This window comes from Agromyces sp. NPDC056523 (assembly GCF_042794545.1).
GTDB lineage: Bacteria > Actinomycetota > Actinomycetes > Actinomycetales > Microbacteriaceae > Agromyces.
Genome location: NZ_JBHTTM010000001.1, coordinates 672,508 through 696,320 on the forward strand (window position 1 = coordinate 672,508; position 23,813 = coordinate 696,320).

22 protein-coding genes are annotated in these 23,813 nt (G+C 72.7%); 11 read left to right on the forward strand and 11 right to left on the reverse strand.

The genetic code is table 11. The features are described 5' to 3' along the window. The first annotated feature begins 94 nt into the window (after positions 1-94). The 3 genes from ACFQ58_RS03255 to ACFQ58_RS03265 all read left to right on the forward strand — a co-directional run bounded on the left by ACFQ58_RS03255 (position 95) and on the right by ACFQ58_RS03265 (position 3,887). Positions 95-1,654 carry a polysaccharide deacetylase family protein gene (locus tag ACFQ58_RS03255; protein WP_376949488.1) on the forward strand — a complete coding sequence of 520 codons (1,560 nt, stop codon included), beginning with the start codon at positions 95-97 and terminating at the stop codon, positions 1,652-1,654. Between the two features lie 86 nt (positions 1,655-1,740). Next, positions 1,741-2,217: a hypothetical protein gene (locus ACFQ58_RS03260; RefSeq protein WP_376949490.1), complete on the forward strand. Its 477-nt coding sequence runs from the start codon at positions 1,741-1,743 to the stop codon at positions 2,215-2,217. 29 nt (positions 2,218-2,246) lie between these two features. Then, positions 2,247-3,887 (forward strand): DUF5671 domain-containing protein, encoded by a 1,641-nt coding sequence (locus ACFQ58_RS03265; protein WP_376949492.1) that lies wholly within the window; start codon positions 2,247-2,249, stop codon positions 3,885-3,887. Position 3,888: 1 nt separating this feature from the next. On the opposite strand, the gene ACFQ58_RS03270 is transcribed toward ACFQ58_RS03265, so the two are convergent. Continuing rightward, positions 3,889-4,359, reverse strand: a complete 471-nt coding sequence (locus tag ACFQ58_RS03270; RefSeq protein WP_376949493.1) for a GNAT family N-acetyltransferase — start codon at positions 4,357-4,359, stop codon at positions 3,889-3,891. A 72-nt stretch (positions 4,360-4,431) separates the two neighbouring features. Between ACFQ58_RS03270 and ACFQ58_RS03275 the strand changes: the two genes are divergently transcribed. Next, on the forward strand, positions 4,432-5,268 hold the full coding sequence (locus ACFQ58_RS03275; RefSeq protein WP_376949495.1) for an SDR family NAD(P)-dependent oxidoreductase: 837 nt from the start codon (positions 4,432-4,434) through the stop codon (positions 5,266-5,268). A gap of 12 nt (positions 5,269-5,280) precedes the next feature. On the opposite strand, the gene ACFQ58_RS03280 is transcribed toward ACFQ58_RS03275, so the two are convergent. From ACFQ58_RS03280 to ACFQ58_RS03300, 5 genes are all read right to left on the reverse strand, one after another. Continuing rightward, entirely contained in the window at positions 5,281-5,748 is a 468-nt protein-coding gene (locus ACFQ58_RS03280; protein WP_376949497.1) for a hypothetical protein, read from the reverse strand. Then, positions 5,745-7,115: a serine/threonine-protein kinase gene (locus ACFQ58_RS03285; protein WP_376949499.1), complete on the reverse strand. Its 1,371-nt coding sequence runs from the start codon at positions 7,113-7,115 to the stop codon at positions 5,745-5,747. Before ACFQ58_RS03285 ends, ACFQ58_RS03280 begins: the two co-directional genes overlap by 4 nt. Before the next feature lie 77 nt (positions 7,116-7,192). Continuing rightward, entirely contained in the window at positions 7,193-8,032 is an 840-nt protein-coding gene (locus ACFQ58_RS03290) for an exodeoxyribonuclease III (RefSeq protein WP_376949501.1), read from the reverse strand. Between the two features lie 79 nt (positions 8,033-8,111). After that, positions 8,112-9,623 carry a cell wall-binding repeat-containing protein gene (locus tag ACFQ58_RS03295; protein WP_376949503.1) on the reverse strand — a complete coding sequence of 504 codons (1,512 nt, stop codon included), beginning with the start codon at positions 9,621-9,623 and terminating at the stop codon, positions 8,112-8,114. Between the two features lie 112 nt (positions 9,624-9,735). Then, on the reverse strand, positions 9,736-10,263 hold the full coding sequence (locus tag ACFQ58_RS03300) for a DUF6328 family protein (RefSeq protein ID WP_376949505.1): 528 nt from the start codon (positions 10,261-10,263) through the stop codon (positions 9,736-9,738). A gap of 108 nt (positions 10,264-10,371) precedes the next feature. On the opposite strand from ACFQ58_RS03300, the gene cofE reads away from it, so the two are divergent. Genes cofE through fgd form a run of 4 tightly spaced genes read left to right on the forward strand, consistent with a single transcriptional unit; the run spans position 10,372 to position 14,222 of the window. Beyond that, the gene (gene cofE / locus ACFQ58_RS03305) at positions 10,372-11,157 is read left to right on the forward strand and encodes a coenzyme F420-0:L-glutamate ligase (protein ID WP_376949507.1); all 786 of its coding nucleotides are present in this window, start codon (positions 10,372-10,374) and stop codon (positions 11,155-11,157) included. A 46-nt stretch (positions 11,158-11,203) separates the two neighbouring features. Beyond that, entirely contained in the window at positions 11,204-12,202 is a 999-nt protein-coding gene (locus tag ACFQ58_RS03310) for a TIGR03557 family F420-dependent LLM class oxidoreductase (RefSeq protein ID WP_376949509.1), read from the forward strand. Beyond that, positions 12,199-13,206 (forward strand): hypothetical protein, encoded by a 1,008-nt coding sequence (locus ACFQ58_RS03315; RefSeq protein WP_376949511.1) that lies wholly within the window; start codon positions 12,199-12,201, stop codon positions 13,204-13,206. Before ACFQ58_RS03310 ends, ACFQ58_RS03315 begins: the two co-directional genes overlap by 4 nt. Next, positions 13,203-14,222 carry a glucose-6-phosphate dehydrogenase (coenzyme-F420) gene (fgd, locus tag ACFQ58_RS03320; RefSeq protein WP_376949513.1) on the forward strand — a complete coding sequence of 340 codons (1,020 nt, stop codon included), beginning with the start codon at positions 13,203-13,205 and terminating at the stop codon, positions 14,220-14,222. Before ACFQ58_RS03315 ends, fgd begins: the two co-directional genes overlap by 4 nt. Positions 14,223-14,278: 56 nt before the next feature. Here fgd and ggt read toward each other — a convergent pair whose 3' ends face one another. Next, positions 14,279-16,117, reverse strand: coding sequence for a gamma-glutamyltransferase (gene ggt / locus ACFQ58_RS03325; RefSeq protein ID WP_376949515.1), 1,839 nt, complete (start codon positions 16,115-16,117; stop codon positions 14,279-14,281). Between the two features lie 150 nt (positions 16,118-16,267). Here ggt and ACFQ58_RS03330 point away from each other — a divergent pair, with 150 nt between their 5' ends. The 3 genes from ACFQ58_RS03330 to ACFQ58_RS03340 are packed head-to-tail and all read left to right on the forward strand — an operon-like array spanning position 16,268 to position 19,302. Beyond that, positions 16,268-17,497, forward strand: a complete 1,230-nt coding sequence (locus tag ACFQ58_RS03330; protein ID WP_376949517.1) for an outer membrane lipoprotein carrier protein LolA — start codon at positions 16,268-16,270, stop codon at positions 17,495-17,497. A gap of 10 nt (positions 17,498-17,507) precedes the next feature. Continuing rightward, on the forward strand, positions 17,508-18,467 hold the full coding sequence (locus tag ACFQ58_RS03335) for an ABC transporter ATP-binding protein (RefSeq protein ID WP_376949519.1): 960 nt from the start codon (positions 17,508-17,510) through the stop codon (positions 18,465-18,467). Next, entirely contained in the window at positions 18,454-19,302 is an 849-nt protein-coding gene (locus ACFQ58_RS03340; protein ID WP_376949521.1) for an ABC transporter permease, read from the forward strand. The genes ACFQ58_RS03335 and ACFQ58_RS03340 overlap by 14 nt, the downstream gene beginning before the upstream one ends. 28 nt (positions 19,303-19,330) lie before the next feature. Here the strand turns inward: ACFQ58_RS03340 and ACFQ58_RS03345 are convergent, their stop codons facing one another. From ACFQ58_RS03345 to ACFQ58_RS03360, 4 genes are read right to left on the reverse strand one after another with little or no spacing between them, the layout of a single operon-like run. Continuing rightward, on the reverse strand, positions 19,331-19,891 hold the full coding sequence (locus ACFQ58_RS03345; protein ID WP_376949523.1) for an SAM-dependent methyltransferase: 561 nt from the start codon (positions 19,889-19,891) through the stop codon (positions 19,331-19,333). A gap of 23 nt (positions 19,892-19,914) precedes the next feature. After that, positions 19,915-20,541: an MSMEG_1061 family FMN-dependent PPOX-type flavoprotein gene (locus tag ACFQ58_RS03350; protein ID WP_376949525.1), complete on the reverse strand. Its 627-nt coding sequence runs from the start codon at positions 20,539-20,541 to the stop codon at positions 19,915-19,917. After that, on the reverse strand, positions 20,538-21,047 hold the full coding sequence (locus tag ACFQ58_RS03355) for a hypothetical protein (protein WP_376949527.1): 510 nt from the start codon (positions 21,045-21,047) through the stop codon (positions 20,538-20,540). Before ACFQ58_RS03355 ends, ACFQ58_RS03350 begins: the two co-directional genes overlap by 4 nt. 53 nt (positions 21,048-21,100) lie before the next feature. After that, the gene (locus ACFQ58_RS03360) at positions 21,101-23,731 is read right to left on the reverse strand and encodes a N,N-dimethylformamidase beta subunit family domain-containing protein (protein ID WP_376949529.1); all 2,631 of its coding nucleotides are present in this window, start codon (positions 23,729-23,731) and stop codon (positions 21,101-21,103) included. Positions 23,732-23,813 lie beyond the last annotated feature (82 nt).

Here is a 23,813-nt window from a genome sequence, read left to right on the forward strand (position 1 = left end):
CCGATGGGCGCGGTGATCCGATCCCGGAGCACCGCGCCCATCGCCATGCGGGCGAAAGCACCGGATCCCGGGTGCATCGGGTTAGGGTGTGCGCATGCCTCGGGGACGGGAGGCGGCGCATTCGCGTGCGTCGGTCGTCGCAGCGATCGCGGTCCTGGCCCCCGCGATCGCACTGACGGGCTGCTCGCCCGCCGGCATCGCCGGGCCGAGCCCGGCGAGCGAGCCCGACGCCTCCAGCTCTGCGTCAGCAGCACCGGAGCCGACGCCGGCACCGCTCCCGGTGCCGCAGGTCGTCCCGGGCCCGCCGCGACTCGGTCCCGATCGCACGGGCGCGCTCGTGCCGCGGCTCGCCGCCATGCGGACCGACACGTTCGCCGCGTCCGCGAGGTGGGCGACGCCGCCCGGCGTCACCGAGTTCGGCGAGGCGCTGACCGCGCGGCTCGAGGAGGCGCTGCTCGCCTATGTCGGCGAGCGCGGAGTCGGGTGGCAGCCCGGGGTCGACCTCGTCGCGGGCGGTGCGGCCGAGGCGTGCTGGGGTGGCTCGCTCACGACGCCGATCGCGGCCAGCCTGACCGTGGACTGCTCCATCGTGGTCGCATCCGGCCCGCTGCTGGGCGAGCGGCTCTCCCTGGCCCGGCGGGAGGCCGGCGTCGCGCCATCCGTCGTGCGCGAGGTCTGGTACGCGGATGCCGCGACGGGCGCGGTCTTCGGGGGAGCGGGTCTGTACGCCGCCGGCCAGGAGTCGCGCGTGCTCGCGCTCGTGGCGGAGGGACTTCGCGCGGGCGGGCGGATCGAACCGGGCGACGATCCGTTCGCGGGCCTCGGCGCGGACGCCCAGCGGGCGCTCCTCGCCGATTCCGCGGTCACGCCGGCGGGCGTCGTGATCACGACGGCGAGCGCCGCGGATGCGGGCCGAGTCGCCTCCGTCCACGTTCCCGGACGGCTGCTGGGACCGATGCTCTCCGAGCAGGGGAGGACTGCGCTCGCCGGCGCGGCGGCCGGCGGCGACTACGCGCCGGCGGACGCGGTCGTCGGGGACGACCCGGTCGACTGCTCGTTCGTGCCGTGCGTCTCGATCACGTTCGACGACGGGCCGTCGTCGCTGACGCCCGGTCTGCTCGACCTGCTGGACCGTGAGCGCGCGCCGGCCACGTTCTTCGTCCAGGGGTCGGCCGTCCAGACGTCTCCGGACGTCGCCGCGCGGATCGTCGCATCCGGCCACCAGATCGGCAACCACACCTGGCGCCACCCGAACCTGACCAAGCTCGAGGACGACGAGGTGAAGAAGGAGATCTCGCGGACGCAGCAGGCGATCGCGAACGCGACCGGTGCGGGTGCCACGAGCATGCGACCGCCGTACGGTGCGTCGAACGCCAAGGTCCGCGACCTGGTCGACCTGCCCGTCATCGTCTGGGACGTCGACACGCGCGACTGGGAGGACCCCGGGGTGGATGCCGTCGTCGACCGGGCCGTCACGCAGAGCTCCCGCGGCAGCATCGTGCTCATGCACGACACGCATCAGGAGACGGTGGACGCCGTCCCGGCGATCATCCGGGGCCTGCGCGAGCGCGGCTTCGCGCTGTCGACGGTCGCCGGGCAGTTCGGCGGCGCGCTGCCGGGCCCGGGGACGCTGGTGAGCCGCGGCCCACGGTGATCGCGCGGCGGTGCGGCCGCTCGGACTCGGCGACACGTGGCCCGTGGATCCGCCGGATGACGCCGCCGGCACGCCATGATTCGAGCATGGACGCCTCCTCGGCCCGGCCCCCCGCCCGGCCCGATCGCACGCTCATCATCATCGTCGGCGTGATCGCCGCCCTCGTGATCATCGCGCTCGTCGTCGTGTTCACGCGCGGCGAACCGCAGTCGCTCGACGAGTCGACCCCGGAAGGCGTCGTGCAGCGCTACTCCGCGGCGGTGATCGACGGCGACGAGGAGACTGCGAAGGAGTACCTCGTCGACGAACTCGCCGACGGGTGCGTGCGCATGGAGGGCCCACCGACCGACGGCATGCGGGTCACCCTCGTCGACACGCAGGAACGCGACGACTCCGCCGACGTGCGGGTGCTCATCGCGATCTCCTACGGCGGCGGCGGGCCGCTCGGGCCCGACGAGGTGCAGGAGGAGGGCGAGTTCGACCTCGTCCGAGACGGCGACGCATGGCGCATCGATACGGCACCATGGCCGCTGACGATCTGCCAGCCGGAGATGCCGCGATGACCGGCACGTCGCCGTCCCCGGAGGGGGAGATGCAGGGAGGGGTCCGGCCGCCCGAGACGGGTGGCACCGCGCAGGGCACTGTGCGACGCCTCATCGTGTACACGCTCCTCGCGGTCCTCGTCGTGATCGCCGCGACCGGCGTCGCCGGCCTGCTGGGGCGCCTGCTCGAATCCACGGAGCCGATCGTCTCGCGCGGTCAGGGCGACCTCGCGCTCTCGCTCGCGTTCACGCTGATCGGCGGCCCGCTCGCCGCCCTGCTGTGGTGGTCGGTGCAGCGGCGCCTCCGCGACGACGCCGAGCGCGGGTCGCTCGCCTGGGGCCTGTACCTCACGGTGCTCTACGTCGTGTCGCTCATCGTCGCGACGTCGGCGCTGCTCCTCACGGCCGGCGCCGCGGTCGACGGCCGATGGGACCCCGCGGCGGCGGCGACGACGGTGACGTGGGCGCTCGTGTGGGCGTGGCACCGGTGGATGCTGCGGCGGCCCCGAACGCAGCCGATGCGGATGACGACCGTTCCGCTGGTGATCGCCACGGCGTACGGGCTCATCCTCGCCGTCGTCGGGGCGATCGGCGCGCTCGGCGGCGTGCTCGACGCCGCGATCCAGGGACTCGTCGCGATCGACATCGTCGGAGGCGCGTGGTGGCGCTCGCCGCTGACCGATGTCGTCACCCTCGCGGCGGGCGCCGCGATCTGGACGTGGCACTGGTTCCGCGACGACATCCGTCGCCTGCGCACCGGCTTCGCCGACGTGGGACTCGTCGTCGTCGGCGTGCTCGCCACCGCCGCGACGATGCTCGCCGGCATCGCCGTCGCGCTCTTCGTCGTGCTGCAGCTGCTCTTCGACCCGGGCGACCCCGCGAGCATCGTGCTCGAGCCGCTCGGCTCTGCGATCGCCGCCGCGGCCGTCGGAGCGCTCGCCTGGCAGCATCACCGGCGGGTGGCCCTCGACCGCGGTGACCGGGTCCGGCGCGCCGTCCGGCTCGTGATGTCGGGGATCGGACTGGTGGCTGCGGCCTCGGGCATCGGCGTCGTGCTCAACGCCACGCTCGCCGAGCTCGTCAGCCCGCTCGCGGCATCCGACAACCGGACGCTGCTGCTCGGCGGGCTCAGCGCGCTCCTCGTCGGCGCACCCGTCTGGTGGCTGAACTGGCGGCCGCTGCGTCGCCCCGACCCGGCGGAGGTCGCCGACGCCGGACGTCGCGTCTACCTCGTCGTCGTCTTCGGCGTCAGCGCGATCGTCGCGCTCGTCGCACTGCTCATCGTCGGGTACCGGCTCTTCGAGTTCGTGCTCGACCCGGCCACGGCGGCGAGCCTCGTGGACCGCATCCGGGCGCCCCTCGGCGTCCTCGTCGCGACCGCGCTCGTCTTCGGCTACCACTTCGCGGTCTGGCGGCGCGATCGTGCCGAGATCGCCGCCCACGGCCTCGCCAGGCCGCGCCGCATCTCCCGCGTCGTCCTCGTCGCCGCGGGCGACACGGACGCACTCGAACGCGGCGTCGCGGAGGCGACGGGCGCATCCGTCACCGTCTGGCACCGGGCGCTCGACGAGCCGGCGGCGGTACCGGATGTCGCGACGCTCGTCGCCGCACTCGAGGGCGTCTCCGCGCGGCGGGTCCTCCTGATCGCGGGCCCAGGGGAGCGGATCGAGGTCGTGCCGCTCGCCGACTGACTCAGAGCGTCTTGGCCATGTGCAGCGATGCGGCCCGGAACCCGAGCGCGTCGTAGAGGGCGATCGCGGCCTCGTTGTCGGCGAAGACGTTGAGCATGAGCGTGATCGCCCCGTGGTCGCGGGCGATCTCCTCCGCCGCGACCATCGCACGTCGCGCCACGCCGCGGCGCCGGTAGCCGGGGTGGACCATGAGGTCCCAGACCCACCAGACCGAGCCCGAGTCATCCCAGGGGCCCACCCAGAGCCAGCCGGCGTCCTCGTCGCCGATCCGGATCGCGTGCAGCAGCTGCCCGTCCACGATCCGGCCCTCGGGGAAGAACCGCTCTTCAGACGCACGGCGGCCCGCCGCGGCCTGCTCGGGCGTGTCGCCGGCTTCCATCCGGGCCTCCTCGTAATGCGCCATGGCGACGGGGAGCCAGGCCTTCACTTCGGCATCGGACATCCGGACCAGGCGCACGTCGGGTTCGCTCATGTCACGGATTCTGCCCGCTCGGGCGGGCCGCGCGCCATCCGCTGCCGCCGGCGCTTTGCGAGAATGGTCGGCATGGCGAGAACGGCGCGGGGCGCGCGCATCCTGATCACGGGAGCTGCGGGCGGCATGGGCCGGATGTACGCCGAGCGGGCGGTGCGCGAAGGTGCCGAGTGGGTGGTGCTCTGGGACCGTGACGCGCCCACCCTCGCGCGGACCGCCACCGAGCTCGGCGCGGTGTCGCGGAGGCGGACGGACGTGCGGTCGTACGTCGTGGACGTGTCGGAACTCGGTGCGATCGCGAAGACCGCCCACAGGGTGCGTCGCGACGTCGGGACTCCCGACGTGCTCGTCAACAACGCCGGCATCGTGCGTGGCAACCGCTACTTCTGGGAGACTGACGCGGGCGACGACGTCCGGCCGACCATGCTCGTCAACGCGCTCGCGCCAATGTACGTGACGCGCGAGTTCCTGCCCGACATGATCGCGTCGGGTCGGCCGGCGCGCGTCGTGAACATCGGCAGCGCCGCGGGAACCCTCGCCAATCCGCGCATGGCCGTGTACGCGGCATCCAAGGCGGCGCTCAACGGCTGGAGCGACTCGCTGCGCCTCGAGCTCGAGCAGGCCGGACACGGGCACGTGACCGTGACGACGGTGACGCCGTCGTACGTGTCGACGGGCATGTTCGGCGGGGCGCGCGGGCCGCTGCTCGCCCCGGTCCTGGAGCCCGAGTTCGTCATCGATCGCGTGTGGCGGGCGATGCTCGCCGGGCGACCGCTCGTCGAGCTGCCCGCATCCGTGCGCCTCTCACGGGTACTGCGGGCGCTGCTCCCGACGCGTGTGTTCGACCGCGTGGTGGGCGACGGCTTCGGCGTCTACCGGTCGATGGACGAGTTCCGCGGGCGGGACTGACCCGGCAGGAGGTCAGTCCCCGTCCTTCCCCTTGCCCTTGTCCTTGCCCTTGTCCTCGCCGTTGCCGGTGTTGGCGTTGTCGCCGCTGTTGCCCGGACCCGACGAATCGTCGTCGTCATCGCCTTCATCGTCGTCATCGACGGCGGGTGTGGAGGGCTCGGGCGTCGTGGCCGTGGCGATCGCGGCGTCGAGGTCGGCCCGTACGAGGGCGAGCGCCTCGACGATGCGCGCCTCGCGGTCGCCCGTGAGCGTGCCGTCGGCCGCGTCGGCCGCGACCTCGGCCTCGAGCTCGTCGAGACGGGCGAGCGCGTTCGCGTACTCGCCCGTCGCCGAGTACTCGGCGATCGCGACGACCTGCGCCCGGTAGGCCTGCGATTGCTCGGTCGCGACGTCGGGCTCGGCCGTGCAACCGGCGAGCCCGCCGGCCAGGACCATGGTCACGGATGCCGCGGCGAACGCGCGGCGGAATCGGCTCGTCATTGGGTCACCGCCTCCTCGAGCTGCTCCAGGTGCACGCCGAGGTCGCCCGGGACGCTCGGCAGGGCGGGTGTCGGGGTCGGCGTCGGCTCGGGTTCGTCGGCGCCGCCGACGAGGCCGGCGAGCGCCGGCACGAGCAGAAGGCCCGCGAGCAGCGCCAGCCCGGCCGCGATGGCGAGCAGCACCCACCGCGGGGTCCGAGTCCGGGGCCGACCCGCGGGTGCAGATTCGGGCTCGGCCGCGGGCCGCTCACCGGGGACGGTCTCGACGGTCAGCACGCGAGTGGCCGCCGTGGCATCGTCGTCGTCAGCGGGCGGCACGGCCGCGGACGCCGCGGCCGCCGGCATGGCCGCCGTGGCGTCGTTCGCCGGCGTCCCGGTCGCGTCCGCAGCGCCTGCGGCCGCGATGATGCGGGTGTCGTGCTCGTCCTGCTCGGCGGGCGCGTGGGCGATCCCGTGGCCGCCCGGCAGCCCGTCGAGCGGATCGCCGGTGGTCGCCGCGGAAGCGGCGCCGACCTCGAGCGACTGAGCCGCGAGCGCGACGTCGAGGGCGGTCGGGCGGGCGCCCGGATCGCGCGCCGTCATCCCGGTCAACAGGTCGACCCACTCGGGACCGAGTTCCGACGGGATCACCGGATCGCGCACGAGCCGCGCGCTCGCCGACTCGAGCGCCGGGCCGGGGAAGGGCTGTTCGCCCGTGAGCGCCTCGAGCAGCAGGAGCCCGAGCGAGTAGATGTCGGCCGAGCTGCCGACCGGCTCGCCTCGCACCTGCTCGGGGCTCAGGTAGCCGGGCGTGCCGATGATGCGGCCGGTCGCGGTCAGGCGCGACTCGTCGAGGAGCCGGGCGATACCGAAGTCGGCGAGCTTCGCGTTCCACCGCCGCGTCGGCAGGTGCGCGGGGGCCAGGAGCACGTTCGCCGGCTTCACGTCGCGGTGGACGATTCCCCGCGAGTGGATGACGTGGAGTCCCTCGGCGAGGTCGGCGAGCATGCGGGCCGCATCATGTCGCGGGATGGCGCCGCGCCGGAGGATCTCACGAAGGTCCTCGCCTTCGACGAGCTCCATCACCAGGAACTCGCGGTTGCTCTCGGCATCGCGGGCCGCGTCGAACAGCGTCACGAGCGCCGGATGGGTCAGGCTCGCGAGCAGCGCGGTCTCCGACCGTCGGCGGTCGTCGTCGTCGATGCCCTCGGTCGCGGGCGTGAACACCTTGACCGCGACCCGCCGCCCGAGTGCGAGGTCGTCGGCGCGATACACGGCGGCCATGCCACCGCGACCGATGAGGCCCTGGATCCGGTATCGGCCGTCGAGCGTCGCACCGACGAGCGGGTCGCTCACGGGCGCGGGGACCTGTTCCGTCGGGGTGTCCATCACACGCAGGGTAACGCGTGAGCCTGAACGCGCCCACGGGGTTGTGCCGCTTCGTCGCCCCCGGGCACCTGCCGCCGTCAGCCGAAGATCATCGGCAGGTCGTCGTCGACCCGGCTGAGCTCGAGGTCGACCAGCACCGGCACGTGGTCGCTCGGCGCGTCGCCCTTGCGCTCGTTGCGGTGGATGGTCGCCGCGGTCACGGCCTCGGCGAACGGCGCCGAGCCGAGGATGAAGTCGATCCGCATGCCCTCGTTGCGCACGAACTTGAGCTGCTTGTAGTCCCAGTACGTGAAGCCGGTCGGCACCAGCGCGCGGACGACGTCGGTCACGCCGGCATCCTCGAGCGTGAAGAAGGCCTGCCGCTCGGGCTGCGAGACATGCGTCGAGAGCCCCTCGACGACGGCGGGGTCGCCGTTGTCCTCGTCGAGCGGCGCGATGTTGAAGTCGCCCATGAGCGCGAATGGGACCTCTGGATGGGCCGTCGTCTCGGCGCGCGTGTGCTCGGCGAGCGCCGCGAGCCAGTCGAGCTTGTAGGTGTAGTGCGGGTCGCCGAGCGAACGGCCGTTCGGCACGTACAGGCTCCAGACGCGCACCCCGTCGACGGTCGCGCCGATCGCGCGCGCCTCCTTGGGCAGGTCGGGACCCTCCTGGCCCTTGAGGAAGCCGGGCATGCCCGGGAACTCGGTCGACACGTCGCCGATGGGCGTGCGGCTCGCGATCGCGACGCCGTTCCACTGGCTCAGCCCGTGGATCGCGACCTCGTAGCCCGCCGCCTCGAAGGCGTCGTGGGGGAACTGCTCGGCCGTGCACTTGATCTCCTGCATGGCGAGCACGTCGACGTCTTCTCGCACCAGGAAGTCGACGACGCGCCCGTATCGCGTGCGGATCGAGTTGACGTTCCAGGTGGCGATGCGCATGTCATCCAGCCTACGGTCGGCCGCAGACGCCGACGAGCGCGCCTCCGGCAGGAGACGCGCCCGTCGTCGGGTGATCCGCTCAGCAGGAGCGGAACGGCTCCCATCCGTCGTAGTACAGCGGCTGGTACTTGCCGAGGACGAAGAACTCGGCGATCTGGAGCTGAGACACCTGCGCCTGGACGCCCACGCTCGTGCAGTACTCGGATGTGATGTACAGCGGCGCGTACAGCCATCCGGCGACCGGTGCACCCGCGAGCGCGTCGGGGAAGTTGGAGCCGCTCGCGGAGAACCCGTAGATCGCCCATTGCCCATCCCAGACGAACTTCACGATCGCGAGCGCCGTCGCGTACCGGTCGGGTCCCGCCAGTCGCATCACCTGCGGGGCCGTGGACAGCTTGCCGATCGACGACTGGATGCCCGAGGACACGACCGCGGCACTGCCCGCGATGGCGACAGTGGTCGCACCGAGCTTCGTCAACGCGCCGGCGGACGGCGAATCGAGGGTCGACGCCGTCCCGGGGACGATGAGCACGGGGATGTCGGCCACCGCGGCAGCGCCGCTCGCCGACAGCGCGTCGGGGAAGTTCGCGCCCGTCGCGACCCACGCGGCAGCGGCCGTGCCGAACTCGCCCGCGACGATCCTCCGCGAGGTGTCGTAGCGGTCGGTGCCGGCGTATCGCGTCACGGGCGCGATGCCCTTGAGCGTGGTCTCGACGCCCGACGACACCACCGCAGCGCTGCCGGCGATGACGATCCGCTCGGGCGAGAGGCGCTGCAGCTCGGCGAGCACCGACGGCGGGACGACGGTGCCGGGCACGAGCAGGAGCGGGCCGCCGCAGTGCGCCGCGGCGGGCCCGGCGCTGAGCGCGTCCGGGAAGTTGAGGCCGGTGGCGACGAAGGCGCAGGGAACGTCCTCGCCGAACGCGGCCTGCGAGGCGAGGACCGCGGTCTCGTAGCGATCGGCACCCGCGATCCGCTCCTTGATCAGCGGCTCGAGCTGCTCGTCGACCCCGGTCACCGCCTGCCCGTCGGCGAGCGTGGTCACGGTCGCCCACGAGATGTGCTGGGCATCCTCCCAGAACTCCGAGATGAGCGGGGTGCCGGGCAGGTCGTCGTAGGCGAGCACGATGTAGTCGCCCGCCGGCAGGCCCGTGAGCGCGTAGCCTCCCGAGGCGTCGGCCTCGGCGCTGCTGTGGGCGATCCAATCGCCGGCGGCATCATCCCACTTCACGGCCAGCGCCACGCCGGTCGAGAGGGCGCCCTGCGAGGCGCCGTTCGCCCAGTACGTGATCCGACCGCTGATCGAGCCCGTCGCGGCCGCGGTCTCGGAGGACCCGTCCGCCGCGAACGAGCGGGTGCCGACACCGCCCGCCTCACCGCCGGCGACGGCTTCGAGGTAGAACGCCGGTGTGCCGTCGCGGGGCGAGGCCCGGAGGCCGGTGTCGCCGGCGACGGACTCCGCGGACGGCGGGGCGAGTTCCGGGAGCTCGGGGTCGGAGGCGTGGGCCGGCGCGATGCCGGCGCCGAGGAGGGCCAGGGAGGCGACGAGCACGGCGGCGCGGCGCAGTCCGGCCATGGGCGCAAGGGCCATGGGGGTCCGTTCGGGTTCGTAGGGGGGCCGGCCCGGATGGGCCGATGCCACATGCTAGAAGCGGCGCCCTCCTCTGCGCCACCACCCCGAACAGGGGCGTCGGCTCTGCGCGTCAGCTGGCGCTGCGGCGCTCCCGAGGCGCGCGCTTCCCGATCCGCGGCACCACGATCCAGAAGGCGAGCAGCAGGACGAACGCCACGCCGCCGGCGGTGTACCCGGCCTGCTGGCTCACCGTCACGTCGAAGATGAGCATGGCCACGCCGGCGGAGGTCAATGAGACGACCACGAGGAGCGAGAGCAGCAGTCCGTTCGCGACGCGCACGACGCGTTCCTTCTGGTTCTGGCCGCTGAGCTGGCGATGCAGGATGACCGGGGCCAGGCCGAGCATCGTCGAGATCGTCGCCAGCACCACGAGGACGAGGTAGAGCGTCACCTCGCGTTGCTCGAGCTCGGCGAACTTCGGCTGGAACGCGACGGCGAGCAGGAAGCCGGTGATGAGCTGGGTCCCCGTCATCACGACGCGGAGTTCCTGCAGGATGTCGTTCCACTTGCGGTCGAGCCGCTCGCCGGGCGTCTCGTCGCGATACTCGTCGCCGTCGTCCTCGATCGACGTGGGGTCTGCTGTGCGCTCGTTCGCCATGCGTGGATGGTACGCCCCGCCATCCGTTCGGCGCAGGCCCTTGCGCCCATGGGCCCGCGCCTCCTGAGGTGCTGCCAAGATGGAGGAGGAGCCGAGCGGAGGGGTGACGTGAGGTACAGCATCGAAGGCGTCGAGGGCCTGCCCGAGATCGGGGCGGGTGCCGATCTCGCGGCGGTCATCACCGCGGCGCTGGCGGCGCCGCTCGAGGACGGCGACATCCTGGTGATCACCTCGAAGGTCGTCTCCAAGGCCGAGGGTCGCGTCGTGCACGCCGACGACCGCGAGCAGGCGATCACCGATGAGACCGTGCGGGTCGTGGCGACCCGCGACAACCCGGGCGGCGTCCCCACGCGCATCGTCGAGAACCGGCTCGGCATCATCGGCGCCGCGGCGGGCGTCGATGCGTCGAACGCTCCCGAGGGGACCGTCCTGCTCCTGCCGCTCGATCCGGATGCCTCGGCGCGGGCCATCGCCACCGGCATCCGCTCGCTCACCGGCGCGCGGGTCGGCCTACTGGTCTCCGACACGCTCGGCCGACCGTGGCGCGAGGGCCAGACCGACATCGCGATCGGCGCCGCCGGCGTGGTCGTCTTCGACGACCTGAGGGGGCAGTCGGATGCCTCGGGCAAGCCGCTCGCCGTCACGATGCCGTGCGTCGCCGACGAGCTCGCGGGCGCGGCCGAACTGGTGAAGGGCAAGGCGTCGGGCGTGCCCGTCGCGATCGTGCGCGGACTCGGGCACCTCGTCGGCGACCTCGACCTGCCCGGCGCGCGCTCGATCGTGCGGCCGGCCGACCGCGACATGTTCCGGCAGGGCGCCGACGAGGCGTACGACGACGGCTACCGCGCCGGCTTCGACGAGGCGCAGGCCGAGGGCGTGCTGCGCGACGCCTGAGCCGGCGCCATCCGCGGCACCGCGCGAATCGGGGCAGGATGGAGGGGTGCGCCCCCACATCGGCTATGCCGTCATGCTCGAGCGGTTCCCGCCCGCCGAGGCGGTCGCGCTCGCGGCGCTGGCCGAGCAGCACGGGTTCCGCGGCACCATGGCGAGCGACCACTTCCAGCCGTGGTTGCCGTCGCACGGGCAGTCGGGCTTCGTGTGGAGCGTGCTCGGCGCGATCGGGCAGGCGACGATGGGCGACTTCGGCCCGGGCGTCACGACGCCGTCGTTCCGGATGCATCCGGCCGTCGTCGCGCAGGCGTCGGCGACGCTCGCGGCCATGCACCCCGGCCGGCACTGGCTCGGCATCGGGTCGGGCGAGGCGATCAACGAGCACGTCACCGGCACGTACTGGCCCGAGCCGGCGGAGCGCATCGCGCGCATGTTCGAGGCGGTCGACGTGATCCGCAAGCTCTTCGTCGCGTCGGCGGCCGGCCGCGACGTGCGCCACTCGGGCGACCACTTCAAGCTCGAGTCGTCGCGGCTCTGGACCATGCCCGAGCGGGCGCCCGAGATCCTCATCGCGACGCAGGGTCCGGTCACCGCGCGACGGGCCGGGCGGACCGCCGACGGCCTCATCACCACGAACGCGCCGACCGATCGGCTCGCGGCCCTGCTCGCGCGCTTCGCGGAGGGCGCGCGCGAGGGCGGTCGCGACGCGGCGCGGATGCCGAAGGTGCTGCAGCTCAACCTCGCCTGGGCGCCGACCGACGAGGAGGCGATGGCCGACGCGCTCGCCGAGTGGCCGATCGGCGCGCTCCGGTTCCCGCGGGGCGACATCCGCTCGCCGTTCGAGGTCGAGCAGCTGACGCGCACCGTGCGCCCCGAGGACTTCGTGGGCCGCATGGTCGTCTCGGCCGACCCCGACGTGCACCGGGCGAACCTGCAGCGCCACCTCGACCTCGGGTTCACGCGCATCTACCTGCACAACGCCGGGCGCGACCAGGCGCGGTTCCTCGAGGTGTTCGGGCGCGACGTGCTGCCGGGGCTGCGCGCATGAGTGCGGCACCGTCGGCGTCCGCGCGGGAGGAGATCGCGCGGGCGGGAGGAGGCCAGGCGCCATCCGGTCCTCCTGAGCCCGCGATCTCCTCCCGAGCGAGCGAGAGCGAGCGGGCGGATGCCGCGGGGTGGACCGTCGTGATCCCCGTGAAGTCGCTCACGGCCGCCAAGACCCGCCTCGCGCCCGAGCACTCGCCGGCCGAGCGCGCCGCCCTCGCGCGCGCGTTCGCACTCGACACCATCGACGCCGCGCGCACCGTCCGCGCGGTCCGACGCGTGGTCGTGGTCTCCGACGAGCCGGTCATCGAGCGCGAGCTCCGCGGGGTGCCTTCCGTCGAGGTGGTGCCCGAGGTCGGTCCGCGCGGCCTCGCCGCCGCGATCGCGCACGGCGTCGCCGTCGCCCGCACCGAGACGTCGCGGATGCACGGCGCGGCCGGCCATTCGCGACCTTTCGGTGTCGCCGTGTCGCCCGGGGGCGACCCGCAGGAACTCGAGACGTCGCGGATGCAGGGTCGAGCCCGCCATGCGCGACGTCTCGGCGCCGGTGCGGGTGCGGGCGCCGGTGCGGGTGCGGCGGATGTCGCGGTCGCGGTGCTGCTCGGGGACGTGCCGGCGATGCGGGTCGCGGAGCTCGACGCGGCGCTCGAGGTCGCGGCGCGACATCCGCTCGCCTTCGTGCCCGACGCCGAGGGCACCGGCACGACGCTCGCGACCGCGCGCGCGGGCGTGCCGTTCGACGCGCACTTCGGGCAGGACTCCGCGGCGCGCCATGCCGCGGCCGGCTTCGCCGACCTCGCCGCCGGGCACCCCGAGTCGATCGGTCCGGGACTCCGCCGCGACGTCGACACGGCCGCCGAGCTGCGCGATGCCGTCGCGCTCGGCGTGGGTGCGCGCACGTCCGCGGTGCTGCGCACGATGCCCGACCTCGCCGAGGGGCCCGCCCCGCGGCATCCGCTCGACCCATCGATCGCGCCGCCCGGCGCAGACAGGAAGGCCGTCTCATGACGCTCACCCTCGGATACAAGGCCAGCGCCGAGCAGTTCGACCCGCGCGAGCTCGTCGAGATCGCCGTCGCCGCCGAGGCCCACGGCATGGAGTCGGTGTGGACGAGCGACCACTTCCAGCCATGGCGGCACACCGGCGGGCACGCGCCGTTCTCGCTCACGTGGATGGCCGCTGTGGGGGAGCGCACGTCGACCGTGAAGATCGGCACGAGCGTCATGACGCCGACCTTCCGGTACAACCCGGCGGTGCTCGCGCAGGCGTTCGCGTCGCTCGGCGTGCTCTACCCCGACCGCGTCATCGCCGGGTTCGGCACGGGCGAAGCGCTCAACGAGATCGCGACCGGGTTCCGCGGTGCCGGAGAGCAGGATTGGCCCGAATTCCGCGAGCGATTCGCCCGGCTGCGCGAATCGGTGCGGCTCATGCGCGCGCTGTGGAAGGGCGAGCGCGTGAACTTCGACGGCGAGTACTACTCGACGCACGACGCGTCGATCTACGACAAGCCCGAGGGCGGCGTGCCCGTGTACATCGCAGCGGGCGGACCCACGGTCGCGAAGTACGCGGGGCGCGCGGGCGACGGATTCATCTGCACGTCGGGCAAGGGGCCGGAGCTCTACGTCGACCAGCTCATCCCGGCGGTCAAGGAGGGCGCGGAGGCCGGCGGCCGCTCGTACGACGCGCTCGACCGCATGATCGAGATCAAGCTCTCGTACGAGGAGTCGCACGACGACGCGCTCGACAACTGCCGATTCTGGTCGCCGCTGTCGCTCTCGAAGGAGCAGAAGCACGACATCACCGACCCCGTCGAGATGGAGCAGGCGGCCGACGCGCTGCCGATCGAGGAGATCGCCGGACGTTGGATCGTGGGCTCGGACCCGGACAAGGTCGTCGACGAGATCATCCAGTACGTGGACTGGGGTTTCACCCACCTCGTGTTCCACGCGCCGGGACATGACCAGCGACGGTTCCTCGAACTGTTCGAGCGTGATCTCGCGCCGCGCATCCGCTCCTTGGCCTGAGCCTGCCCAGTGGTGGGGGCGCCCCCCCCGCCGCGGCCCCCCCACCACCGGATGCGTCAGTCGGCGGGCTCGAGGACGAGCCCGGTGCCGCCACCTCGGCGCACCGGTTCGGCGACCGCCGTCATGAGGCCGTCGGCGTCGACCTCGATCGCGGCGACGGCTCCGATCTCGGCCGAGCTCGTGAACGTGTGCCCGTACGCTCCCAGCGCCGATTCGTACGCGTCGCGGAACGCCTGCTCAGCCGCGACGGACGCCGTGTTCCGCTGCGACGCGCGAGGCGCCGCGACGGCTTCGGGCAACGTCATGCCGAGGTCGATGCGGTTCAGCAGGACCTGGGTCACCGTGGTGATGATCATCGACCCGCCGGGCGAGCCGACCACGTACCGCACGTCACCGCCGTCGAGCACGATCGTGGGCGACATCGACGAGCGCGGCCGCTTGCCCGGTGCCGGCAGGTTCGGCCCCGGTTCGGTCGGCGAGATCGGCGTGAAGTTGAAGTCGGTCAGCTCGTTGTTGAGCAGGAAGCCACGGTCGGGCACGGTCATGCCCGATCCGCCGGTCGCCTCGATCGTGAGCGTGTACGCGACGGCGTTGCCCCAACGGTCGACCACCGAGAGGTGGGTCGTCGAGACGCCCTGGTCGAGCGTCGCCGCGGCGGCCGCGACGTCGCAGCCGGCCGCATCGAGCGGGGCGGCCGGGACCGGCTTGACGGATGCGGTGTCCGGATCGATGACGCAGGCGCGAGCGTCGGCGAACTCCTGGCTGAGCAGCGTCTCGGTCGGCACGTCGACGAACGCCGGGTCGCCCACGTAGGCGTTGCGGTCGGCGAAGGCGTGCGCGGTCGCTTCGAGGTAGAGGTGCAGGCTCTGGACCGTCTGCTCGGCCGTCTCGGCCCCGAGATCGAAGTTCTCGAGGATGTTCAGCGACTCGCCGACGGTCGTGCCGCCCGACGACGACGGCGCCATGCCGTAGACGTCGAGACCCTGGTACTCGATGTGCGTCGGGTCCTGGAAGATCACCTCGTAGTCGCCGATGTCCTCCGCCGTCATGGAACCGGTGAGCACCGTGTCGTTCTCGGGCTCCTGCACGACGGCCGCGATCTCGTCGGCGATCGCGCCCTCGTAGAAGGCGTCGGTGCCGCGCAGGGCGATCTCGCGGAGCGTCTTGGCGAGATCGGGGTTCGTGAACGTCGACCCCACGGTCGGCGGTGCGCCGTTCGGGAGGAACAGCTCCGCGGTGGACGGGAACAGTGCGAAGCGAGCCTGGTTGGCGGCCGTCTGCGCCACGAACGTCTCGTCGACCGTGAACCCGCGTGTGGCGAGGAGGATGGAGGGCTTGAGCATCTCCTTCAGCGACTCCGTGCCGAACTCGTCGAGCGCGGCCTCCCAGGTCGCGAGCGTGCCGGGTACTCCGACCGACAGGCCGGATGACTGGGCAGTCGCGAACGCGTACGGCTGGCCGGTCGCCGGGTCGATGAAGGCGTCGCTCTCCATCCCCGCCGGCGCCGTCTCCCGACCGTCGATCGTCGTGACCTCGCCCGAATCGGCGTCGAAGTACACGAAGTACCCGCCGCCGCCGATGCCCGCGCTGTACGGCTCGGTGACCCCGAGGGCCGCGGCGGTGGCGACCGCGGCATCGGCCGCGTTGCCGCCCTTGCGCAGCACCTCGAGTCCGATGCGGCTGGCCTCGGCGTCGACGGATGAGACGGCCCCGCCGTATCCGGTCGACGTCGACGGCGCGGGCGGGGCCGGCCGGCCCGTCGCGACGCTCGAGGCGGGCGACGGCGCGGCGGTGGCGGGCGCCGCGAGGGCGACGCCCCCGAGCGACACCGCCGCGGTGAGGGCGAGCGCCGACCCGCGGAACGCGGAGCGGCGACGACGGACGACTTCGGCCATGACAGTACCCCCGAACTGGTGACAACGATTGCCTCGCACCCTAGACCCGCTGGGCGGGCGAGGGCAACGGCCGTGCAGGGCCTCGCGGCGCATCCTGTGGGTTCGCCTCGGAAGGTTCGCCGCATCGGCGCGCGGGCGTAGCCTGAGCACATGAGCCCACGCACCACCGGGCCGAACCGCTTCCGTCCGAGCGTTGTGATCCCCGCCGTCGGCGTGCCCGTCGCCATCGCAGCGGCGGTGCTGGTTCCGATGCAGGCGACCGCGTCGGTCGACCTGCCCGACAAGAGCGTCGAGGAGCTCATCGCGTTCGCGCGCTCGAGCGATGTCGACGCCCTCTCGGGCACGGTCTCGCAGCGGTCCGAGCTGGGCCTGCCCGACCTGTCGGGCATCTCGGGCGGCCGAGGCGGGGGCGAAGCGGATGGTTCGACCGCCGCGGAGCTCGACGACCTCATCTCGCTCGTGACCGGCAGCTACGACGCGAACGTGTACCTCGACGAGGACCACGCACGCCTCCAGGTGCTCGACCGGATGGCTGAGCGGAACGTCTACCTCGGCCCCGATGAGGCCTGGTTCGTCGACTCGGAGACGAACACCGCGACCCGCCTGACCGTGCCCGAGGGCACGGACCTCCAGCAGCTCGACGCCGAGGCCGAGCTTCCCGACGGCGAGCAGCTGCCGTCCCCCCAGCAGCTGCTCGACCGCGCGCTCGATCGGCTCGACGGGACCACCGAGGTCTCCGTCGGGACCGACGGGCGCGTCGCCGGTCGTGAGGCGTACGAGCTCGTGCTCGTGCCCCGGACCGCCGACACCCTAGTGGGGGAGCTGCGGTTCGCGGTCGACGGAGAGACCGGCGCCGCGCTGTCCGCGTCGATCACGGCGCGCGACGCATCCGCCCCGGCCTTCTCGGTCGGCTTCACCGAGGTCGACTTCTCGGCGCCCGATCCGTCGGTCTTCGCGTTCGAGCCGGCGGGCGACATGACCGTAGCCGAGCAGGAGCTGCCGATCCCGACCGCCGACGAGCTGGCGCAGTGGAAGGCCGAGGCGCACGCCGAGGGCGACGACGAGGTCGCCCCCGACGTGCCGGACCCCGTGGTGCACGGCGAGGGCTGGGCGACGGTCGTCGAGCTGGATGCCGCGGCGGCGATGGCCGCGATCGCGGAGCAGCACGCGGCCGAGGGCGATGGGGCGGCCGGACCGTCCGATGACGCGCTCGCCGAGGCATCCGCCGCCCTCGAGGCCCTCACGACGCCGGTCGACGGCGGACGCGCGCTGCAGACCTCGCTGGTCTCGGTGCTGCTCACCGACGACGGGCGCGTGCTCGCGGGGTCGGTGCCCGTCGAGACGCTCGTGGAATACGCCGCTGCCGGGTCGGGTCGCTGACGGGCCGCCGGTGAGCGACCTCGCGATCCAGACGCACGGGCTCACCAAGCGCTTCGGCGCGCAGGCCGCGGTCGACGGCATCGACCTCGCGGTCCCGCAAGGGGCGGTGTACGGGTTCCTGGGCCCGAACGGCTCCGGCAAGACCACCACGATCCGGATGCTCCTGGGCCTGGTGCGGGCGACGGATGGCACGGCGAGCGTGCTCGGGTCCGAGATGCCGAGGCACCTGGACGCGGTCCTGCCGCGGGTCGGCGCGCTCGTCGAGGGACCGGCGTTCGCGCCGTTCCTCTCGGGCGCGTCGAACCTGCGGCGCTTCGATGCGGCCGATCGCCATGCCGCGCGCGCGACGCGCGGCGCGCGCGTGGCCGAGGCACTCGATCGCGTCGGCCTCGCCCACGCGGCCCGCAAGAAGGCCGGCGCCTACTCGCTCGGCATGAAGCAGCGGCTCGGGCTCGCGAACGCCCTGCTCATGCCGCGAGACCTGCTCGTGCTCGACGAGCCGACGAACGGGCTCGACCCGCAGGGCACGCGCGAGGTCCGCTCGCTGATCCGCTCGTTCGCCGCCGATGGCACGACCGTCTTCGTGTCGAGCCACCTGCTCGCCGAGGTCGAGCAGCTCTGCACGGACGTGGGCGTGATGAGCGCCGGGCGGCTCGTCGCGCAGGGCACGCTCGAGGAGTTCCGGCGCTCGGGGGAGTCGCGCGCCGAGGTGCTGACCCCCGATCCCGGCCGCGCGCGGGCGGTACTCGCCCGGCTGGGCCTCGTGACGGATGGTGCGGGGTCGGCGGTCGGTGCCGACGGCGACGCGGTGGTGTCGGCCGTGCTCGGCGAGTACGCGCCCGAACCCGATGGGATCGTCGCGGCGCTCGTCGCCGACGGGGTCCGGGTGCGCGGGTTCGCGGTGCGGCGCGAGAGCCTCGAGCAGCGCTTCGTCGAACTCACGGGGGAGGGCTTCGATGTCGTCGGGTGAGCTGCCGACCGCTGGTCCGGCCGTCGGCCTCTCGCTCCTCGCGTCGGAGCTGCTCACCATCTTCCGACGATGGCGCACCTGGGCGATGCTCGCCGCGCTCGCCCTCATCCCGATCCTCATCGGCATCGCGATCCGGGTCGCGGGCGGTGCCTCACCCGGCCGCGGCCCGGCGTTCCTCGACCAGATCGCGGGCAACGGGCTGTTCGTCAGCCTCACGGCGCTCGTCGTCGCCACCCCGCTCTTCCTCCCCCTCACGATCTCGGTCGTCGCGGGCGACGCGATCGCCGGCGACGCGAGCCACGGCACGCTGCGCTACCTGCTCATCGCGCCGGCCGGACGCATGCGCCTCCTCGTGGTGAAGTACCTGGTCGCTGCGGCCTTCTGCCTCGCCGGCGCGCTCACGCTCGTGGTCGTCGGCACGCTCGTGGGGTGGGTGCTCTTCCCGATCGGCCCGGTGACGCTCCTCTCCGGCGGCCAGGTCTCGGTCGGCGAAGGGCTGCTCCGCGTCCTCGCGATCGGCGCCTTCGTGGCCGTGTCGATGCTCGGCCTCAGCGCGATCGGCCTGTTCGCATCGACCCTCACCGTCGTGCCGGTCGGCGCCATGGCGGCGACCGCGATCCTCGCCGTCGCGACGCAGATCGCCGGCGCCATCCCGCAGCTCGAATGGCTGCATCCGTGGCTGTTCACCGATCGCTGGTTCGACTTCGACGCGTTCCTGCGCTCGCCGCCCACGTGGGGTCCGTTCATCGACAACGCGCTCGTGCAGGCGGCCTACCTGGCGGTGTTCGGCGGGGCGGCGGCGTGGCGGTTCGCGACGAGCGACATCCTGTCGTAGCGGATGGCGCGCCCGGGCCGGGCACGTGTCAGCCGTCGCGCGCGTCGACGTCGGTGCGCTCGGCGAGGATGCCCGACCCGTGCTCGGCTTCGAGCCGGTCGCGGACGGCGAACCACGGGGTCGCGCGCATCGCGGCCGTGACGCCGTCGAGGTGCCCGGCGTCCGCGAGCGGCACGGGGCCGATCCCGTAGGCGACGAGGAGTCGCCCACCCGGTCGCAGCGCGTGCGCGAGGGCGCGCAGCTCGGGTACCGCCGCGGAGGTCCAGAACACGTTGACGTTCACGCAGAACGCGGCGTCGAACGGGCCGTGCGCGGGATCGAGGTCGGCGAGTGCGGTGCGCAGCACGCGGATATCGCCCGAGTCGACTGCGCGACGGACGCGCGCCTCGATCCGCGACACGGCGTCCGCGGACCGGTCGATCGCGATGATGCACGGCCGCCCCGCGGCATCCGTCGCCCAGACCGCCTCGAGCACCGCGTCGACGGACGCGCCCGTGCCCGACCCGATGTCGAGCACGCGCTCGCCGGGTCGGGGATCGAGCACGCCGACCGCCCAGCGCACGCGGTCGGGCACCGTCGGCATCGCCATGCTCCGAGCATGGCAGAGCGAAGTCAGCGGTAGATACGTTCGGCGTACGTCGGCCCGTAGTACTCGTCGAGCGCCGCGATCTCGGCCTCGGGCTGCTCGATCGCCTTCGCGATGAGCGCGCGGCGCCGCACCGCCTCGGGCTGCCAGGTCTCGGGCCGCCACGCCTGCGCGCGCAGGAACGCCTTCGAGCAGTGGAAGAACACCTCGTCGATGTCGACGAGGAGCGCGAGCGTCGGGCGGTGCCCCTTCACGACCATGTCGTCGAGGAACGGCGCGTCCCGCACGATCGTCGCGCGGCCGTTGATGCGCAGCGTGTCTGCGCGGCCGGGCACCACGAAGAGCAGCCCGACCTGCGGGTTGCGCAGGATGTTGCGAAAGCCGTCGGCGCGGCGGTTGCCGGGGCGCTCGGGGAGCGCGATGGTCGCGTCGTCGAGCACGAGCGCGAGGCCGGCCGGGTCGCCCTTCGGCGACACGTCGAGGCGGCCATGCTCGTCGCCGGTCGCGACGAAGGCGAGGGATGCCGCGGCGAGCCACTCGCGATCGACCTCGTGCAGCCGCTCGCGAACCTTCTCGGCGACGCGCGGGATCGGCGTGCCGATGATCGCCTCGAGCTCATCGGCCGTGGTGACCGGAGTGCCGCGCCCGCTCATGCCCTAGACCCGACGGCGGGGATCGACGGGTCGGCGCGGCGCTCGCCGAAGCTCGGCGGCAGCTTGCAGAGGTCGTAGAAGTAGCGTGTCGGCGCGGACTCGTCGCTCACGTCGATGTTCACGTCGACGGACCCGTGCGGCAGCTCGTCGTCTCGAAGCGTCCAGATCGCGAAGTGCCAGATGCCGCGCACCGATTGGTTCAGCAGGCGCCGTCCGTCGACGACGAGGATGGTGTCGCCGCCCTCCGCGCCCGGCAGCGCGCCATCCCGGAACGGATCGATCGTGTCGCGGCGCAGCGTCGCCTCGTCGACGTCGCCCACCGAGCGGCGGACGGCGGGCAGGCCGCGCGCGACGAGCACCGCCGCGAGGTCGTCGGCGAACCGGGCCGCGTCCTCCTCGGCCGCGGCCTCGACGGCCACGAGCCGCCGTCCGGCCCACGCGTTGTGCAGGAACTCGTCCGCGACCGATTCGAGCAGGTCGCGCCGTGCCTCGCTGAGCTCACCCATGCCCTCACGCTACGCCTGCAGCTCGCGCACCGCGCGAGCTGCAGTGCGAGCGCTCAGCCGCCGTACCGCGGCTGGAACCAGACCATGTCGTGCGGGTCGTCGACCTTCCGGGCGTCGCTCGACTCCAACGTCAGGCCGTCGGACGAGGCGGGCGGCGCAGGCGCCACCACCGCGTCATCAGGCGGATCGACGGTTTCGGCGGGGGGAGCCGGCGCGATTCGTGCGTCGGCGTCCGCGACGGAGTCGAACAGCGCCTTCGCCTGACTCATCACCGCGTTCGAAACGACACTGGCACTGCCGATCGCGATGACCTCGCTCACCCGATTCCGGACGATCTCCTCGGCGGCACCCGGGCCGAGCGCTGAATTCACCAGCACGAGCACGCCACCCGTCGACGCCACGGCCGGGGCCGCTGCGAGGGCGTCGGGGAAGTCCAGTCCTGTCGCGAGGTAGGCGGTCGGTGCCTCGGACACGCCGTGCAGGTCGCGCGTGATCGCGCGGGAGGTCTCGTACCGATCCCGGCCGGCAAGGCGAACGACCTCGGGCGCGAGGGAGCGCAACTGCGTGAACACCGCGTCGCTGACCACCGCCGAGCTGCCCACCACGACGATCCGCTGCGGCTTGAGGCGCTGCAGCTCGGCGAGCGTGGGAGGAACGAGCGAGTCGCCCTGGTTGATCAGGACCGGACCACCGAGGGTTGCGGCGGCTGATCCGGCCGCGAGCGCGTCCGGGAAGTCGAGTCCCGTGGCCACGTATGCGACCGGCACTCCCGGCTCGAATGTCGCGGCCGAGAGCAGCGCAGCCGTCTGGTAGCGGTTGGCGCCCCCTCGGCGTTCCACCGTGGCCCCGGTCAGGTCGGCGATCTCCGCGGCGACCCCGTCGCTGACCACCGATGCCGAGCCGGCGATGATCACCCGAGACGGCGCGAGGCGCGTCAGTTCCTCCTTGACGACCGCAGGGATCGTGTTCGTGGCGACGAGGAGGACGGGGCCTTCGCCACGGGTCACCGGCGTCGCGGTGAGCGCATCGGGGAAGTTGCTGCCCGTCGCGATGACGACCGTGCCGCCGGTCGTGTCGAAGTGCCGACGCGAGACGAGCACGGCGGTCTCGTAGCGGTCTGCGCCGCCGTCGCGATCGAAGGTGGCCGAAAGCTGGAATTCGCTCGCCCTCGCGAGGATGTTCCCCATGAACGTACGGATCGGGATGTTGTCGTACTTGCCGATGCCCCCGAGGGCCTGGTTGATGCGCCAGGTGCCCGCGCCGAACACGTCGGCGCCCGATGGCGCCCGGTAGATCCACGCTTCGGCCGTGCCGGCGTGTCCGTGCACGTCCACGATCGGTGACCGAGCCAGGATGTTGCGCGAGGTCGCGGTCGGCGCAGCGTAGTTCGACATGAACCGGTCGACTTCGCCACCGACCAGGTACGGCAGGCGGGAACCGGTCGTCAGCCCTGTTCCCCGATATGCCCAGTGCGTGGGACTTTGCACGACCCACGATGCGTCGGCCGCGGGCGTCATCTCGCCGTGCAGGTCGAACTGCACGCCGATGAGGCGCTGTTCGGCCCGCCCGATGTCGCGGAAGAGGATGGTCTTGTTGGCGAGCGTCGTCACCGGATCGAGCGAATTGATCTTGTAGCAGACCACGACCCGCCGGTCCGCACCGCCGGCCGCCGCTTCGTAGCGGACCTGCCAGAACACGTCGTTGCCGCCGAGGAACCCGAGGTCGACGCCGGCATCCCTGGTCTGTTCGGCGGCCGTGTACATGGCGCCCGTCCAGTACTCGTCATGGCCGAGCGAGAGCAGGCCTGCCTGCCCTGTGGCGATGGACGGATCGCGGTCGAGGTCGATGTTCGTGACGTACTTGACCGGCCAGCCGCGCGATTCGAGGTAGCCGGCGGTCCAGATCGGCTCCCACACCTTGTGGCTCACGCCGGCCCAGTTGTAGGGCCGGTCGAAGCTGACCTTGACCGCGCGCACGGTGCCGGCGACGGTCTTCACCCCGGTGGAGTTGAACTCGTACAGGCTCTTGCCCGCGCCCTCGGGGTAGTTGTTGTACGCCTGGAACGTGTTGACGGGGAGCATCGCGACGATCGCGCCCTGCTGCGCGTCGTCACGGACCACGAACTGGGCCCAGTTCTGGTACTTGCCCTGCGTGAGCACGACGAGGTAGATGCCGGACATCCAGCCGGTGGTGTCGAACGTGAGCGTGGAGTTCCACGGGCAGGTGAGCATTCCCGTGCTCGCGTTCATCTGGCATGCGGCCTGCTTGACTCCGGGCGCGGTCCCCTTCGTGACGAGCCGTCCGCTGAGGCCCTGGTACCAGCCCATCCGGTAGACGCCGTACTCGAAGTTCCCCGCAGTCGCGACGCTGACCTTGAGGTCGATGGGTTCGCCGGTGTCGACGCTCGTCGCCGACATGAAGCCCTTGATCGGGCTCACCGTGTCGGCACCGATCTCCTTCCCGGCCGCCGGAATCCGCCATGCGGACGTTCCCGGCTTCCGGTTCTCGAGGACCATCGGGCTGGTCGTGTCGGCCGCTGCGGCCGCCACCGCGGTCTGCGACTGCGTCGCGACCGTTGCGTTCGCGATGTCCGTCCGAGCCTGGGCCGGACCGGCGATGCCCGTCTGGACGACCAGGGCCAGCAGCGCGGCGGCGGTGAGCGCACGCGCGAAACCGAGAGCCATGTTCCCCTCCTCATGGCGCGCGTAGGGACCAGCGCGCCGGGTCGATCGGGACGACCCCGTTGAGTGCACCATAGGCCGTGAG